The 17,431-nt window shown below is 36.7% G+C and carries 17 protein-coding genes; 5 read left to right on the top strand and 12 right to left on the bottom strand.

Annotated elements, in window-relative coordinates; all coding sequences use genetic code 11:
• The first annotated feature begins 269 nt into the window (after positions 1–269).
• The 4 genes from FD744_RS12405 (at position 270) to FD744_RS12390 (ending at position 3,725) form a co-directional block, all read left to right on the top strand.
• On the top strand, positions 270–767 hold the full coding sequence (locus tag FD744_RS12405; RefSeq protein ID WP_160868361.1) for a hypothetical protein: 498 nt from the start codon (positions 270–272) through the stop codon (positions 765–767).
• 533 nt (positions 768–1,300) lie between these two features.
• On the top strand, positions 1,301–1,693 hold the full coding sequence (locus FD744_RS12400) for a hypothetical protein (RefSeq protein WP_160868360.1): 393 nt from the start codon (positions 1,301–1,303) through the stop codon (positions 1,691–1,693).
• 10 nt (positions 1,694–1,703) lie between these two features.
• Positions 1,704–2,834: a relaxase/mobilization nuclease domain-containing protein gene (locus tag FD744_RS12395; protein WP_237449387.1), complete on the top strand. Its 1,131-nt coding sequence runs from the start codon at positions 1,704–1,706 to the stop codon at positions 2,832–2,834.
• A gap of 306 nt (positions 2,835–3,140) precedes the next feature.
• Positions 3,141–3,725 carry a DUF4755 domain-containing protein gene (locus FD744_RS12390; protein ID WP_160868359.1) on the top strand — a complete coding sequence of 195 codons (585 nt, stop codon included), beginning with the start codon at positions 3,141–3,143 and terminating at the stop codon, positions 3,723–3,725.
• Positions 3,726–3,803: 78 nt separating this feature from the next.
• Here FD744_RS12390 and FD744_RS12385 read toward each other — a convergent pair whose 3' ends face one another.
• The 10 genes from FD744_RS12385 to FD744_RS12340 form a co-directional block, all read right to left on the bottom strand.
• The gene (locus FD744_RS12385) at positions 3,804–4,898 is read right to left on the bottom strand and encodes a hypothetical protein (protein ID WP_160868358.1); all 1,095 of its coding nucleotides are present in this window, start codon (positions 4,896–4,898) and stop codon (positions 3,804–3,806) included.
• A gap of 74 nt (positions 4,899–4,972) precedes the next feature.
• Complete coding sequence (locus tag FD744_RS12380; RefSeq protein WP_237449386.1) at positions 4,973–5,863, bottom strand: DMT family transporter; 891 nt, start codon at positions 5,861–5,863, stop codon at positions 4,973–4,975.
• Positions 5,864–5,867: 4 nt separating this feature from the next.
• Entirely contained in the window at positions 5,868–6,545 is a 678-nt protein-coding gene (locus tag FD744_RS12375; RefSeq protein ID WP_160868356.1) for a 2OG-Fe(II) oxygenase family protein, read from the bottom strand.
• Entirely contained in the window at positions 6,546–7,664 is a 1,119-nt protein-coding gene (locus tag FD744_RS12370; RefSeq protein ID WP_160868355.1) for a ThiF family adenylyltransferase, read from the bottom strand.
• A 55-nt stretch (positions 7,665–7,719) separates the two neighbouring features.
• Positions 7,720–7,812: a pantocin A family RiPP gene (locus FD744_RS12365; protein ID WP_012770338.1), complete on the bottom strand. Its 93-nt coding sequence runs from the start codon at positions 7,810–7,812 to the stop codon at positions 7,720–7,722.
• Between the two features lie 462 nt (positions 7,813–8,274).
• Positions 8,275–8,688: a hypothetical protein gene (locus tag FD744_RS12360; RefSeq protein ID WP_160868354.1), complete on the bottom strand. Its 414-nt coding sequence runs from the start codon at positions 8,686–8,688 to the stop codon at positions 8,275–8,277.
• An 86-nt stretch (positions 8,689–8,774) separates the two neighbouring features.
• Positions 8,775–9,197, bottom strand: coding sequence for a hypothetical protein (locus tag FD744_RS12355; protein ID WP_160868353.1), 423 nt, complete (start codon positions 9,195–9,197; stop codon positions 8,775–8,777).
• Positions 9,190–11,007, bottom strand: a complete 1,818-nt coding sequence (locus FD744_RS12350) for an integrase (RefSeq protein WP_160868352.1) — start codon at positions 11,005–11,007, stop codon at positions 9,190–9,192. The genes FD744_RS12355 and FD744_RS12350 overlap by 8 nt, the downstream gene beginning before the upstream one ends.
• On the bottom strand, positions 11,000–12,532 hold the full coding sequence (locus tag FD744_RS12345) for a site-specific integrase (RefSeq protein WP_160868351.1): 1,533 nt from the start codon (positions 12,530–12,532) through the stop codon (positions 11,000–11,002). The genes FD744_RS12350 and FD744_RS12345 overlap by 8 nt, the downstream gene beginning before the upstream one ends.
• A complete protein-coding gene (locus tag FD744_RS12340; protein ID WP_160868350.1) occupies positions 12,532–13,734 on the bottom strand; it encodes a site-specific integrase in 1,203 nt (400 codons plus the stop codon). Before FD744_RS12340 ends, FD744_RS12345 begins: the two co-directional genes overlap by 1 nt.
• A 445-nt stretch (positions 13,735–14,179) precedes the next feature.
• On the opposite strand from FD744_RS12340, the gene FD744_RS12335 reads away from it, so the two are divergent.
• Complete coding sequence (locus FD744_RS12335; protein WP_160868349.1) at positions 14,180–15,310, top strand: hypothetical protein; 1,131 nt, start codon at positions 14,180–14,182, stop codon at positions 15,308–15,310.
• A gap of 40 nt (positions 15,311–15,350) precedes the next feature.
• On the opposite strand, the gene FD744_RS12330 is transcribed toward FD744_RS12335, so the two are convergent.
• Both FD744_RS12330 and FD744_RS12325 read right to left on the bottom strand, forming a co-directional pair.
• On the bottom strand, positions 15,351–15,944 hold the full coding sequence (locus tag FD744_RS12330) for a hypothetical protein (RefSeq protein ID WP_160868348.1): 594 nt from the start codon (positions 15,942–15,944) through the stop codon (positions 15,351–15,353).
• Positions 15,941–17,410 carry a tyrosine-type recombinase/integrase gene (locus FD744_RS12325; protein WP_160868347.1) on the bottom strand — a complete coding sequence of 490 codons (1,470 nt, stop codon included), beginning with the start codon at positions 17,408–17,410 and terminating at the stop codon, positions 15,941–15,943. Before FD744_RS12325 ends, FD744_RS12330 begins: the two co-directional genes overlap by 4 nt.
• Between the last annotated feature and the right edge of the window lie 21 nt (positions 17,411–17,431).

Here is a 17,431-nt window from a genome sequence, read left to right as displayed (position 1 = left end):
ATGAAACTATAGTTAGCAGAATTAATGTCTATCGAGGTTTAAAAATTAATACTTTACTTTCAAAATTTTATGGATAGATGCACAGTAAGTTGTAAATGTGAGATTAGCTCAAGAAATGCATCACCCTAAAAAACCAGCATAATCAATGGCTTAAAAATTATGAGATATCAATCTTCCTTTTGATATGTATATCTGAGGTTATTTTTATTTATTATCAAAATTTTTAGGCTTGTTAGATAGCATACAATCCTTCTCAAAATGGAATTCAAATGTCTAATAAATTAAAACCTGTGTTAACCAATAAAAAAAACAAGCTACCTTTAGCAGTCATATTAATAAAAGATAGAGAGAACTTCCCAAAAAAATTCATGCTTAAATATTTTACGGTGATAATAACTTATATTATTCTTTGCATTTTATTCTCAGTGCTCGAAATAGAAAACAACAGTTCATACACGCCATACTTATTATTAACCCTGCCATTACCAGCAATATACTTCTCATGGAATTACATTGCATGTAAAGAAAAAAAGCAAAGAGACATTATCAAATCGGTTAATGACTCTTTACTATATGTAATATCAGGCATTGTTGCTTTATTTGCCGTGATAAAAACGGTCCCACATAGCAAAATTGATGCCTTTACATTTCTTTTAGAAAATGGAATTACATATATAGCCTTATCATTCTATTCAATTTTTTTATTTATCAAGGCATTTATTGCAATAGCTGAAAGTAAAGAAAACATTAATTCATACATTAAATAATCATTTAAAAAGGTAAAAAAAACAGCAAATTATAAGACTGAGTGGCATGTCACTTCAAAACCCCCTTCAATATCAAGGCAAATGGTAGCAAAAAAACAGACATAACAACTGATACACTTAGGAACTGTAAGAAAAAACTCACTCTGTCAAACTGCGACAGATCAAATTCTTCAGATAAATTTAAATAAGCAACAACAACAATCAGATAAACAAATATGAACAGCGGTGCAAACTTTGATATGAATACTAAAAATCTTCTATTTATCATGAAAACCTCCTTTTAATTTTAATTATTAAAATACTTTATGATAATTTGTCAATAGCTAGAATTACAATTAACAATTCAGCAAGGGCTAACTCATCGATGCTCCGCATCTTTGAGTTGCCTTGCTTTTTCTGCCCTTCGGTTGAAAAAGAAAGATCAAAGCCACCTCAAAACCAAAGGCCAAGCCATTGACACTATTGATCTTTATGGTATTTTTATATATAGCATACGGATTTGCTATTTAGCCTAAATATCAAAAGGAGTTGATATGGATAAAATAAATATTATTTTTGATGATGAGTTTCCCTCTACGTTTACCAATAATACTATTGCAAAGAAACTACCCCCTAATCGTCTTCGCAGATACTCAGTAACTGTCAGATTGAATGAAGTGGAGTTGAGCAAAGTAAACCAGTCCAGAGGTCAGCTAAGCAGGAGCTATTGGCTTAGATCGTCAGCTCTAAAGCAATTGCCTCCCTCAGTTCCAGAGGTAAACAAAGAAGCCTGGCATCAACTGACGGCTTCCCTGCAAAAGTTGAATGACCTCACTTCATTTCTGATTCGTCGTGGATCTGATGCTCAGCCTTTGAGTAATGAGGTAGATACTCTCAGGCTAAAGCTGTCTCATGTGAGAGATGCCCTGCTCTCACTCGATAAGTGATATTCCACTCTTGAAAGGAATGCAGAAAATCCGCAGGGGTAAGTGCTTCAGAGGTGTAGTCTCATATGCACTTGCCCCAGCACCTCATCACAAGATAGCTCCTTTGATAATCGGCGTTAACATTATTGGCTCATCTGTAGATGAAGTTACTGATGAGTTCAAGCGAACACAGAAGTTTCGCCCAGACGTGCAGAAACCCGTCTGGCACAACTCCCTTCGACTCCCTATAGGAGATTCAATCAGTAATGAGCAGTGGAAGCTTATTGCTGACGACTACATGAAGCGAATGGGCTTCAGTGATACTCATCTCCGTTGCTATGTCCTCCATGATGACGAGGCCGGCCAGCACATACATATAATCGCTTCCCGCATTCGTTTACCTGATGGCCAGCTCTACCTCGGTAGAAATGAGAACCTCATCAGCACCAGAATCATTCAAGAGCTTGAGCAGGATCATCAGCTCGCACGAACCAAAGGTTCATCTCCTTCTTCAACACCCAAAGTCAGGAAAACTGGCAGGAATGAGGAAATGATGGAAGCTAGGACAGGCAATAAAGCACCAAAGAAAATCATCCAGGAAGCAATTGAGGCTGTGCTCAGTTTCTATGGCACCATCACCATTGACGATTTCATCTATGAACTCGGTAAGCAAAATATAACAGCCAGTGCGAGCATTGCTTCTACTGGTAAAATGAATGGTTTCTCATTTAAGTATGCAGGAGTCGCCTTCAAAGCATCTCAGTTAGGTAGAGCCTACTCATGGTCGAGTCTGAGCCAGAAGGTTACCCTTTCCCCTGCTGTCGAGCCTCAGGTAATAGCTGATACAGAGTTGCCTGAGGAGGAGTTAGTAGCAGTGGAAAGACTGGCGAACATAGACGACGAGCCAATGTTCCACTCCCCTGCTATTCCGCATATTGAGGAGCCGAATACTAAACAGAACGGCAGGGTTCGCTGGCTACTATGGGTCCCATACCTGAAGCAGATTATCCAAGCCTTGAAAGCAACGGGCCTGAGCATTCTTAAGCCGTCAATCAAGATGAAACCCATCCACTTCTTTACTCCTACCCAAAACACTGGCGATAAAAAATCACTCGCAATTATCAAAGAAAGCACCACTGAGAAAAAAAGATTTTCTATTTGATGCCTCTTAAACCTGCTAGTTATCAGTAGTTTAAAACTACACATTAAGTCAAATGCGCTATCTATTCTTATTAATAATCATATTGATAGGAAAAACCGATCGATCGTTTTTACAGATCAATTTAACTATCATGATAGCTTGTAACTATCAAAAAGATCTGATCGATCGGTACAAATGATTTGCTAGACACTCATTACTGGCCGTAATGTAACTTCAAACGAAGCGATATAGCTCACTGATTTATCAGCAAAATAAGCTGATAGATGCGTGCGCTCTGAATCCAACGAAACAATACTGGATGGTTCTATGACAACAATGACTGAAGTAAAGCAGCCTAATTTCCTGATGATGAAACGAGTATGGATTGCCATCGCTCTGCCAATTGTCATCTTCTACTTCTTGGGTATGAAAGGATTAGTGCAACTCGCTATTATTTGGGTTTTCGCAAGCATCATGCTCTTGATGTTTGCTTATAAAAAATTCCGCATCAAAAAGTGGAATGCCAGCACCAGGGACCATTTTGGCGAGCAGGACGGGATGTGGAGCCATGAATTTGGCCCTACTTCAATGAAACTCGACCAGCACAGGGGACTGATTCATCTCAGGGAAGAGAATAAACAAAATACCTATCCCTTCTCTGCGGTCAAGGAGTGGAGATACAACTTGTCTACCACAAGACAAAGAACAGGCTTGGATAGAGAACTCGACCGCACCCATGACTTTAGAGAATCAGGGTTTTACATCGCAGTAGACGATGTTCAGTATCCAGAATGGCGGGTAATGTTCTTTCCTCAAAAGGGTGACTTCAACTCACAGGAAGGTATCCGTGATACAGAACTGCAACTCAAGCGGTGGATGCATGTTTTTGATAAAGTTATAAACAAAGGATAACAAGATTTTTTGAGCCAGCATTTTTGCTGGCTCAGCTCAGTAAAAAATTACGTTCATAGGGAATTAAAACAGGAAAAATCAACTTATCTTACTAAGATAATCGGAAGCTCCATTAAAGTGAAATGAAATTTCTCTTTTACCAAAAAACTTTCTCCAATGAGCTTCTTTTTTTGAAATTTCCTCTGGATCATTACATTTATCAACAACTTCAATCTCAGCACTTTTTCTTGTCATTCTTGATAAAAGTTGTCTCATATCAAAATCTGCGCTCGGTAATGAGTATCCAATGAAAACTAATTTATCAGCTTCAGAAATTTCAACTCCAGCATTTTGCCAGACAATTTTGTATTGAGGATTAGTTAAATCTTTAATGAAAGTTGGCATTATCAAATTTGAATAAAGATTATGATTGCCAATTTCTTCAGGAAAGTTGTGATCACAGTGGCGACATGAACTTAGTTGTTGAAAATTGTAAATTGCTTCTTTCTTTGAAAAACCTACATAAAGCCTCATACAGCGAGGACATTGTAGCCAATTTAAGGAGCCATGAACTTTGAGAATTTTAACGTTATAACCGCCTCTTCCAAGCACTTCTAACCCAGGCTTTACCGTATGATCCTCTTTCGTCAACGAACTAATATAGCAGCAATAATCTACTACAGCATCTTCCTCACTTTTTATGATTTCATGATAAACAGAATTATCTAATAGAATATCCCAATTTGTACTTATCACACTTACAGGATCAACTTGAGTATATTCATTACCTTTTTTCCTCCGCGAGTGAGAAATCAAGCTTTTAGCAAATAGGTCGATATAATCTTTATTATTAGTAGTTTTATTTAATAATAATTGTATTGTTTTACCAACAACATAAAAAGTAGCCTCTCTAACATCAGCTAAACTCTTTACACTCACACCTCTATATTGACTATTTTCGTTTATACACCGATCCAATGGGGTAAATATATCTTCTAAATCTACTTTCCCAGCATTGTTGAACTCAACATTGAGTTGATCAACAATAAAACTCCTGAAAATTTTAAATTTATTTTTATCAAAGTTACTTTCATCCTGATCATTCAAGTCGAAAGCTTTTGAAATTATACTCTGCTGAGTTGGTGCTCCAGCTTCAACAGAAAATCCAGCACCTAAAATGTATACTGTCTTCATTAAATACAACTCACTTTTTCAAATATTTTTTATATAATTTAACAATAATGAGTAACCATTAAATAAAAGATAACTCATTTTCCTTTTGCAAAAAATGGTCTAATTACATTAACCAAAAGAGCACTCATTAAAATCAAGCTAAAACCAATTACTTGCTTACTTGAAGGTTGTTCATTGAGAAATGTAGAAGCAATAATAACGGTTATAACAGGTGATAGCAGAGTCGCATAGCTTGCAAATTCTGCACTCTCGTTCTGAATGAGATAAAACCAGATGAAGTATACCAGTGCATTACCTACAATACCGAGATAGAGAACACAAAGAAGACACTCGGTATTAGTGAAAGCGGTAACAAGAGGTTGAAGTAATGGACCTGATTGAAAGAAAGGATAAGTAATGGAAACCAGAATAGTTGAAACCAATATCTGCCAGAATAATCTCGCCTTAAATGGAGTGACAGTCACTATCTTTTGAGAAACGACAGCTCCCATAGCCCAGAAAATGGCACTACACAGAATTACAACCTCACCCAACCCAACATGGACTTCTTTGAGTATCAAGAAAATCCCCGAAAAGCAGAGCAGCAGCGAGAACAGAGAGAGTAAGTTCAGTTTTCTTGCTAAGCCCATGAGTATAATCGAGGTAAAGCAAGGCATGGTGTAAACGAGGATCGTCGCATTCGTAACTGAGGTAAAGTGAAGAGCGATGCTATTGAGTGTTGGAACCAGGAAAACATTTGGCACCGCAATTATTGCAATTCTTAAAAATTCATCAAAATTAAGTGTATTAAGGCTTTCACAGATACTTTTGTTGAATATGAAAAAGATAATACCACATGAAACAAGCGACCCCGCCATTCGGAATGCATAAGGCCCTATCACATTGATCGCAATTTTTGAAACAGGAAATGAAGTACCCCATATTAAAGCCATTAACATCGTAAGCCATAAAGAACTTTTAGTCATTAATCTAAGCCTTCCCATACCTTGCTATAACAGACATCCGCCTGCTTTTCTGATTAGCTGTCACCATCGATACGAAATGAGGAACCTGTTTCTCTGATGTATCAAAAAGAAACAACTCCGCAAAACCTGGTGTCAATGTATCAACAACCTTCTTTCTATCCTGATCAAGTATATGTGTTAAACCACCAAAGTTCGGGTCCCATTTTTGAGTAATATTCAAGGCTACCCCGACATTGTTTCCTGAATCTGTATGGGTGTTGAGAAAATGGCCTTTATCGAAACGATTGATATAGAAAAGGTCGGTATTTCCTATCTTCCTTCCGGTTAAGCTAGTAATCAGATCTTTAAACTCATCGGAATTACAAAAGTTATAAGCAATTGTTGAAGCTTCACTTGAAGCAACATTATCTTTCACTTCATTGGAAAGTCTTCTGAAGAAGAAACTGAATTTATTATCGCAAAAATCTGCAAAACAAGAATTGAAACTCTTTTCAATCTCATCTGCCGGAGTCAAGAATGAGAGATCTTTTTGTTCTAAGGAATTTTTGTATATGTAAGTCCAAGACTCCTCAGATGAAGCTTGTGATAACTCCATAATCTCATAAATTTTTGAACCGAATTGAGACTGTATATTTTTGGTAAGATACCCTTTGTCGTTAAAGGTAATACTTTCAATACTCATTTAAAAAATCTCTTCTTCGCGAGACTTGAAATCCTGTAATGAAAGAATGAATTTTTTACCTACAAGGTGTGGTTTATCGTAGCCAGTTATGGTTTTAACAACCTGATCTGTAACGATACCAGCCATGATTGATAATGAGGGAGCACTTTGCCAGGCATTTACCTTTCTATCACCATCTATGAACGAGTGCTTCAGCCGGGCTTCCTGAAACTTTCTAATGTCTGAATTGCTGTCGTAATACTTATCTTTAACAGAATTCTTGACTTCATCGAAACCGCTATGAACACCATCATTGAGGTAGATGGGACCAACTGAGATCTCTAAAGGATCACCACCCAGCTCAATAACAGGGATGGCCTTGTCTTTAGCTATGCTATGGATGACTTCTTCAGCAGTGTCCTTACGATAGTAACCCAGTGCTGCCCAAGCAAGGATAATGAAAGTGCTGTCACCAATGAGTTCTTCAAGTCTTGCTCTGTCTGGAGATGCGAACTCAAAGAATGTCTCCACATTCACGTTTTCGTTATAGGCAAGGATCGTATCTTTGGCCGCATCAACTTTGTTCTTGCCTACATCATCTGTGCGATACAACACCTGTCTGTTGATGTTTGACAACTCAACATCATCCCCATCAATCAGCCTTAAGGTGCCTATACCTGACATAGCCAGTTGAAGTGCACACCATGTGCCCCATCCTCCCATCCCGAAGATGGCTACCTTACTTTGCTTTAGCCGTTCCTGATACACGAAAGGATGTTGGTTATCAGCATCGATCAGGGAGAACTGAAGGATTTGCCTGTTGTACCTTTCTACTTCCTCACCAGACAGCACTTTTGAGAAGAAGGAGTTGTCCTGAAGGAGCTTCCTTTCCGCCAAGCCCGCAACCAGTCCTTCCAGATGTTCACTTTCAATCTGGACACCCTCACTAACCAGTTCTTTAAAAATCCGGGGAACTGTCCTTTTGCCATCCATTTTGGCAAGAGCTGGTCTTACCCAGGAAGGAGGATCATTGATGACCTGAGATACTCCCGGAATTTCTCCAATACAAATATCTCCATCATCTGCGAGGATGATGTGATGAGATTCTTTAATGAGGGGTTTTACATTCGTTAGTGACATGGTGTGCTCCAAAAAAGTAAGGCCGCATACGAGATGCGGCCTTTGTCATACGTTATCAGCTAAGGACGATAACCTGACCTTTGGTATACATAGCATTTTCTTCAGTGATAGCAGAAATGCGCTGAGACAGAGTAGAGAACTTGATCATAGTGATACCCTCTTGCTTGTTCAGTTAGGTTTGTAAAGTTGTGTTTGTGTATCGATACCACTCCAATAAACAACATTAATGATTTATTCGTCAATAACCCTAGCGGTAAAAACCCATACTCTTTGTTAATTTAAAATATTAAAAGAACAAACCACTGGATTTGCGAGAAAAATCCGGAGTTAAGATTATGCTGATGATGATTTTATCAGCATTTTATTAACATGTACTTAAAAAGCGCAACTTGAAAAACACTCATTAGTAACCTTATAAAACAGTTAGAATGATTACTTAATGGGTGAATTTATGACAGCAGGGTTCAGCAGGAGGCAGGAGGCAGGAGGCAGGACAAGTGAGTGAGGAGCTGTAAATGCTTAAAAAAATGGCCTATATGACTTCCCTTTGAGAAAGTCAAAAGCCATTGTTTAAGAAGTTATTAAACTGGGATTCAGTAATGAATAGTTATTACAACCTCTTTTTCTTACAAGAAGATGATTTTTTAATTTCACAGGAAATTTCTTTTCTAAAACCTAATTCCTGATTTTTGAATACCGTCTCTACCTCATGTTCATTCCATATTATGTATTCAACAATAAATTTATAGAAATATAGAATTCGGTCTAGACTGATAGTTGAAGGTATTGTGTAGAAATTAGAACTAAGTAAAGCTGAACTTAAAACAGCAATAATATTACTCGGTCCTTTTAAATAAGGATTTTCATAATCATGCTGATATTTTAAAAAGTACCCCACACAGAAAAGGTAGGCATCTTTCACAATCTTTTCTTTATTAAACTGAGACTCATCATATCTAATTATAAATCTATTGAGTAAAATCAAAAACCTTTGATCTGGCAAATATCTTTGTAATCCATTCATAGTAAGCATCCTTGCTAGTTTGTCATCCGTGACATATTATTTATAACGTATTCTATTTTAAAATCAATTTTTCTCACCTAAATAATTTACTCTTTATCAGTCTTTTCCCTATCAACTGGCATAAGGGGTGCATTGAGCTGATGTTCCTTAATCCCATATTTATAAGCATTAAACTGCCATATTATGAATTGTTGTTTTAGAACTCTAACTTCTTCTTTTAGCGATTCATTTTTTAACTGCAAATTTTTTATCTGCTGTGAAGCTACATTCAGGTTTGCAGGTCTTTTGACCTCAGAAGATCCAGATTTTATGCTTTTCTTTTGAATTTCAAAAGCCCTAACTATTTCTTTATGCTGACTAAGGGACTGTCTTGTTGGTCTCTTACCCAAGAGATCAGTAACAGAGTCACAAAGGTTTTCCCAGGTAAACTTCCCTTGTCTTGAACTCTGCCATCCTGCAATAGAATTTATAATGATTTGTAGATCTTTATTAGTTAGGTGTTTAGCCATTATTGTTCTCCTTGTTAATTATCTTGTCATCCTTCTTCATTTCTAAAATACGAGAGAGGTGTGAAAAATCATCGCCATGTGTTCTTATAAGCGAACCATCAGGTAGTTCGGGATTTTCCATCAATGCAATAATCCCCTTCACTCTCTCAAGTGTCTTCGTTTGATGCTGATACCACTTGTCAGCCCCAAGTTCCTCTTCACTAATAGCTTCTTTGGCCTTATCTACAAGGTTTTCCGTTGTATCAACTAAGGACCTGAGCTTTTCAAGTTTCTGCTTCTCCCCTTTGACACATACCTGCTCACTACAGTTGATACAATCAAAGTACTTGCTACAGGGAGCAAAAGTATAATCATGTACACAGTATCCATATTCTGTAGTATGAACCGCCCCATGCTCTAACTTATTTTTTAATTCATGAATAGTAGAAATTTCGAAGTTCTCATTTATATCGCTATTGCAGGGTATTATGTTATTTTGATTAATTCCCAGAGCTTTCACCTTTTCAATCATTTCGTCTTCGGTGATGTGATTGTAAACTCTGTTCTGGGTAACGGACACTCTACCTGACCACTTTGCTATATCCAGTTCTCCGAGGCCTCCTCTCTGAGCGAGAGTGTTGAGTAAATGTCTTGCTTGATGAGTTCTGAGAAATAATGGTTTATTAAACTCATCGTGATAACCATGCCTTTTGAAAAGATTCTTATGCTTACTGATTTTTGAATAGCCTAACTCTTTAGAGAAGAAGGTATTTGTTATCTTAAACAAATCATTACCAGTTTGACGTTTCATGCTGAGCTGATTATCGAATAGAGCACAAAGAGCATTACTGAAGCGAACATCCTTTTCCTTATCAAACCATATTTCTCCGCCTCCTTCTTTTTTCATCTCTTCCTCAAGTATCTTACTTCTTGCTCTTGGATTTTCAGATATTCTTAGCAACCTTTTGATGGCAAGTTTGGCAGTAGGAACCATAATTTCAGGTATCCACTTAATGTTTGCCCCAAAACCTTTTAATGAATAGAATCTCAGTCCATAGCATTCCTTTCCTTCCCTATTCTTCTCAACAATTTCACAATCAGCTCTAAGTGATAATATTTCAGATATACGACTGGGTGCGCACATCAGCAATGCAAACACTGAAGTAACAAACAGGTCTCTTTCGTGAAGGCCATAATCCTGCATTGAAAAGATTTCACCAATTGCTCGTAATGCTCTTTCATTAGGCAGTTTCGCTAATCTGGTATTGTCTGCATTATCAGAGATCGACAGCCTTGATTCAGGTGGTCTGATGTAACTACTCCACTTCATTAATCCACAATTAAGGAATTCTTTCTCATTCAGGAAAGCAACCAATCTCTCCATAAATTTACCACAACTATATGCAACTCCTTTAGTGTAGTTTTTATTAATGTCGGACAAGCACTCATCGAGAATGACTGGGTTTAGTGATTTTATATCACCAGACCCAGTAAAAACTAATAAATTTTTTTCAATCATCCTAAGCACAATGGGGAAAGTTAACTTATCAGATCCTTTTGAATTAGAGCAAAAAATATAAGCTACATATGATTTGCAAAATCCAATGTAAGAGGAATCAAGATCTTCTGCCTTACTGAACGAGTCCAACTTAACATTCTTCATCTTAAATTTAGAAAATTTAAATATTTTCTTCCAATGATTACTCTCCCAGTTATTATCAAGTAGATTGCCACTTAGTTGTTCTTTGCAATTTAGAATAAATTCGTTAAGATTTTTCGCTGCTAAGATCTCTGTTTTATTCTTAAAATTAATTATATCACTTTCATTCATATATATTGCTCCTTTGTAATTTTAAAGTCTCACATTTTTTTACTACTTCTTCTACAGCCATTATTGTTCTGTCTAATGTTTTACTCATAGTTTCATCATTAGTATCAGTCATGATTCTTTCTCTTTGTTTTAATAAATGATCTCGTAGTTCTATATGTGGTGCATCAATAAATGGTCGAAAGTGATGACAGGTATAACAAGGGACTGGAACATTAGCCTGACATGATTTACAACCTCCACATGCTCCAGTGACCTCCCCTGATAAATCCCTTACTGCTAATTCATTTTTATTTATTGAATTATCACCCTGAATTTTACCCTGAAAAAAACCAGCATATTTTTTTATATGGATTCCTACTGCTTCATCAATTCTTGCAACATGATCAGCATTAAATTCAACATATACCCCCGTATATTGAGTTGTAGAGTGATCTAATAGTTCTGCAATGACTAATTCGCTGGCACCTTCTCTCGCAGCTCTTGTGCCAACCGTATAACGAAATCGTCGAGGGTTTACATTTAATCTTTCATAAGTTCTTTCCGAAATAATATTTTCTGTTTTAGCAATAAAACTAAGTGTCTTATTTATTTTCATAGAGTATTCGTGAGCTTTATCCGTTACAAATATTTCTCTCAGTTCGTTATTGATTTTGAAGCTTTCTAACTTTTGCATTGATATAAATAGCGGTGTATTTCCAAGTTCTTTATCAGTTAGCTCTCTTTTAAGTGTGCTACGAGTTTGCTCGATGCTCAAATCACACTGCTTACGGAGTAAATCGTACAACTCTTTTGTCACCTGAAATTTTCTAAAGGCTTCCCTGAATCCCAAGCCTTGCTTTATCCTTGGGATGCTAATAACATAAGAATAGCTGTCCTCATTTACTTTTAGCCTTCTTATATCTGAGACCTTCATCTGTGAAATCTGTAGTGGCCTTCTTCCGGTTGCGCTTATCAGCAAAGCCATTGCTAATTGAGTAATATCTATGTTTCCCTTGTCATATGCTCTATAGCAAGCTTCAAGAAAAGATTGTAATTCGATATCAGTAAATGGGCCTTTAACTTGATCTCTTCTTCTTACAACTTCTCCTTTTTTGTTGTCAGGTATTATCAATTTACACAAGAAATCATATGCATCTTCATCTATTCCAGAGTAGCCCAATTCATACCATTTTTTTATGAGTATCCTTACCGATGACATAATATTATTGTTCTTGCCATCAGATCCTCTAAACCTCACAAGGGAAAACTCATCAACTCGCTTTGGCTCTACACTTACAATAAACCTCCTGAAATTATTATTTATTACTTTAACTGAAGCAGGGCTTAATTCACAAGCCAGAAATTTAAGCACCTTTAAATATCCTTCCATTAATTCTTTATCAATTACATCCTTAACCATTTTGATATTAACCGTCACATTTCGGCTTAGTCTCCATGCCTCATCATTTAGGAAAAAGTAATAACCTTTCGTTTTAGCCTCATAAGCGCTCTCATTATCTTCACCATTAACATATACTTTTAACATTAAACACCTCCTCTATTGATCATATCTTTCTGCATATTCAGAGCTAACTCTGCGGCCTTGTTTTCGATGAATCTTCTGTTATAAGTAGAAGCAGTTCCCGAACCCTCTTTCCAGCCCATGAGTAAAGACCTCATTTGTTCTTGCTCATATTGATTAGGTGGACTCTCCATACGGTCCATCTTTGAAGAAAATTCATAATTCCAGGTGTGTCTTAATTTATGCCCTGTCATTCTGGAAAGGTCGGGGCAAGATATCCTTAAGGCATTAATGATTTTATGATATGCCTGAATAGATAATGGTTCTCCAAACGTATTTCCCTTTTTATGACAAATAAAAAGATAACCATTATCTTTTTTCATTCTGTGCTTTCTTCTTTCTACTTTAATATAATTGGAAATTTCCTGACTTAAGTCATCAGATATTGATAACTTCCTACTTAGGGTTTTAACAAGTGGTTGTTTAATCCTTGAGTCATGAGGATCATCAGCTCTCCTGTTGATAAAAATTGTCTGAGAACCTATATCAATATCTGCGATTTTGATGTTTAGTAACTCTCCTGCCCTTAATCCCAAGTTATAAAGAATCAGTATCATTAGTCTGTTTCGCCTTTGAACATCAGAATTAAATGGATTCATTTCTGAACCTATTTTCAAAATCTCAAACAAAATATTAATTTGATTTTGATTGAGGTTTCTATCTTTTGCTGGATCTTGGTTCCTGAATCTGATCTTAGGTCTGTGACTTTTCAATTTCGCAATGAATTTTTCAATAAGTTTGTGATCTCTTTTATAACTCACTGTGAAGAAGTCACATAACCATTCAAGATATTTAATAATTGCTGTTAATCTGAAGTACTGAGTATTACTATTAACCCTGCACCCGCTATCAAGATTTGCAACCTTCTCTTTTTTCATTCTCTTAGTTATAAATTCTTTTAGTCCATCAATCTCTTGAAGATGAAGAAACTCTGCTGTTCTGATCCTTGCTTCTATGTCTATGTTCTTGAGATTCAGAAATCTATAAAAAAGAGCTATACTCGCTGAATGTAGCTCAATAGTTGAAATTGATTCGTTCTTCTTTCTTAACTCAGTTGATATATACAAACACGGATAATAAAGCGGCACTTTTGAAACTTTATCAGTAATCAAACAACATCTCTCTCCAGTATCCATTTTTATTGTATTAGTTACTATTCTATCCATACGTCTCCTTATTTTATTTACATTATTTTAGTTCCATTCTTAATTAAAAATCTTGCAAAATAGGTATATGTATAAGCTACATAGGAAATGACCTATAAGTATCTTGCAAATAAATTATTGTCTTTTACTTAATAAATCCAGTAATATCAAGTGGATCTAAAATTATTTTTACATTTATATATAAGGTAGATAGAAGGCTTTTTCTATTTACCTTATACTAACCTTTAATTACTCAAACCATTGATATATCTGATGTCATTAATATTTCTGTAAAGTATTTTGCAATATACTTGCTTAAAACCTATCTAAATCTTGCATTTTCTTTCTATAAACTTTTTGAATCATCATCGGTTTATCGAAATGTTCTTATCATATCAAATAGATTTGTCAACTAAGGCAGGTTATAATCTTGCAGGATATTTTCATTCTTTAAAGGATGTAACTCATGACTTTTGAGAAATTCAAGAAACCCGCTATCAAATTCTTTGCTTCGGGTGCTTTTTTAACTCTTATTACTGTTGGATTTATATGGACTTATCTTGTCTTTTTAGGCAGAACAGATCTTTTCTTAAAAGCAGTTACTTTTGAAAGTTTATTTTCTTTTTCTGGTGCAATAATTCTTTTTAGCTTTATTCTTTTTATGTTCCTGTTTTATTCTCCGTCTTTAATGGGTTGCTTAGTTATCAAAAGAGAAGTTCCAAATATTTTAGGCTATGAACGTGTAAAGAAAACTCATTCAATAATATTACTTTTGAGCACATTAATATCTTTCACTTTATTGGTTTATTTGGCAGAATTTACGGAAACTGAAATGAACCAATTTAACGTATTTAAAATAATACTATGCAGCACTTTTTTCCCAATAGTTTTTAGCTTGTTTTTTAATAAGAGGTCAATAATTGAAAACTACAACATATCACATTCAAAAATAGACATTTTTAGATTATTTTCTCTCTTTGTAGGTAGAGCCTTTTTCATAGGGTTAGTGTCTTGGATGTTTTGTTTCCCGTTCCCTATTATTACCCAGAGTCTCAAGTTTGACAATGCTGACTCGGAATCAATTCAAGTTCTCAAGTATTACGGTTTAGGTATAGTGTTCCTAACCATCACATTGATGCCTGCTTTCTACTTCATTCAGATAAAAAATTCGGTTAGTTATATAAAGCAAAGCATGACAACTTTTGGATTGGCTTTGTTTTTTCTGATAGCTCTTTCTCTAATGCTTCCTGTTATTCCCACTTTAATTGTTAATTTCGCAGCAAGATTAGTCGGAATAAATGGCTTTGAAGTCTTAAGACCAGCAATTTCAGTCGAAAATCGGCCCGCTGAAAAATTCAAAGATCCACAGTGGCATTTATCAACATCCAACGATGGGAAGTTTTATATTTTTGATGGGGTTAAACTTTTCTCATTTGGTACATTAGAACTTGTATGCCCTCCCAATGTTTTAGATTCCTATAAAGCCACTCTGCATTACATCTTAGCTTCCAAAAGATATGATGAGGAGACCAGGAAAATGCTTCATAAAGAAACAAAAACTTGTCAGATATTTAACAGTGAAGACCTTCGCTATTAGTAAAAAAAGGTGCTTGAATAAAGCACCTTAATATTTTCGCTTAATGCCTCAAATCCAAATTAGATAATATTTCATGTTTCTCTTGTTGTGAAGTTGATTCAAGAATAATGCATTGGATAGTCTCACAGAAAACACTGTGCCATATTTTTCTTTCTTCTGCATTTTTCCATTGCCTTGATAGTGCTTCTTCAACACTTATCCAAATTACCTCGCAAGTATGATTTTTTAGGCAATCTTTAAAAACATTGTCTGGCAAAGTAAGAATTTGTCCAATTATCTCATTTTCATAGCTATCTACATAGAATGGCTTAGGTTCGACAAAATCCTTTAAAGAGGTAAAAGCCAATCCCCTAACCTGAGCGGCCTGCATGGTGCCACTAACTCTATGATTGTTTCGCCAAGCTCTAAGATCGCCAAGAAGATAGTTTACTCGCTGATTTCGGGCTTTGCTTTCAGAAGACTGATACTGCACATAGGGTGGGCCATCTCCATTCTGGCGATAACGAGCAAGGGTTTTAACACTTACCCCTAAATACAATGCCGCTAAATCTACCCCAATGGTGGCATCATCCGGCATGTCACCGAACAAACTCCAGACCTCTGACATCTCTCTCAAGGTTTCAATAGCACTCATGCTTGCTTCCCAGAATATTCAGGTATTGGTGGGTATTTTGCTGAAGCCAGTAAATTATTATATAACCCTGGCGCAGTCATCAGTATGTGTAGCTCAATCCGCTGTAGTGCCTCAAACACTCGGTTTTTGTCCGGTTCAGCATACCTCTCGGTAGGATCGGTTGTGTTACGGTGATTCAGGAGCTTCTTTACAATAGCATAGGAACCAATCTCTTCAGCGATCCTGCCAAAGGTTCTTCTCAGGTCATGAGTGCCTAACTTAGTGATTCCGGCTTCTGCACATAGGTATTCCCTAAGTGTTTTACTATCACTATAGTGCCCGCTTTTGCTTCGAGGTGATCGTGCTGGAAACACCCATTTTCTGCGACTCGCTTTTACTTCTTTATCAAAAACGATATCCCTTCTTTGCTCTAATAAACATCTGACAGCATCACAGATGGGAAGCTCATGATTCGTCCTGTTCTTGGTATCAAAGAAGAAAATTTTCCTGTTAACCAAATCGACATAGCTCGTAGACTTTGCTTCTTCTGCCGATAGCTCCTCTCTCCAGCATAGAGATGCCGTTTCTTCCTTTCTCGCACCAAGCAACACCGTTAGCAGGAGATAATCGCAACCAAGGCGGTTAAAGCTTCTCTTGTTGTTCAGTGCATCCAGAAACTTACCCAATGTATCTTTTGCTGAAAGCGGATTTCTCACACCTTTTGACTGATAGCTTTCTTCCAGTTCAGAGCGACTACGGTATTTCTTTTGCACTCGAAGCACAGTGAATGGGTTGTAAGTGAGAACAGGAAGTCGTTGCTGGCTCTGTGCATTCATCGCTTCTACATCGATAGAATGTTGAACTGCCACATTTGCCCACCTGAAAGTCTGCTCAGCCGTCGTTCTGGTCTTTGAGGCTATCTCATCAAACTTTTTTAGAATGAGGCTTCCTGTAAGGTCACGGACCCTATACCGCTCCCACTCTTTAAGCTTTTGTTCCGCTTTATCCAGCACCCGGATTGAATTTGGTTTTGCTGGTTTGCTTCGTCCAAGAAGATGCTTTCGGTATTGGGCAAAAATCTCACTTAGGGTCAGTTCAGCAATATCAGCCTCTCGCTTAACTGCATTTGGATTTCTTTTGGTAGATTTCATCGATTGTGCATAGGTTCTCGCAACCTCACGAGCCTGATCAATCGAAGCGAAATCCGAAACATTACCTATGGTTGCTCTGATGACCTGCGAAGGTGACTTTCCCTCTGAAGGGCTTCTGCTCGCACCTGAAACCCTTCGTTGAATGATATAGGTCTTCTTTGTGGCACTGATCTTAACGCCAAAGCCAACTGGTGAATCACGGTGGCTGTCAGTGATAAGATACGGCTTACCAGATACATTAGGCACATACATAATTCGTCCATCTGAATCAAACTCGGGTTTTGTCTCTATAGACAACTTGTTGATTACTATGGATTGACTCAGAATCATCTTCACGATTTTCGCCTCATGTATACC

The sequence above is a fragment of the Pantoea sp. Taur genome (assembly GCF_009830025.1).
GTDB lineage: Bacteria > Pseudomonadota > Gammaproteobacteria > Enterobacterales > Enterobacteriaceae > Pantoea > Pantoea communis.
The sequence above is the reverse complement of the archived record's forward strand: the minus strand, read 5'-3'. Positions and strand labels throughout refer to the sequence as shown.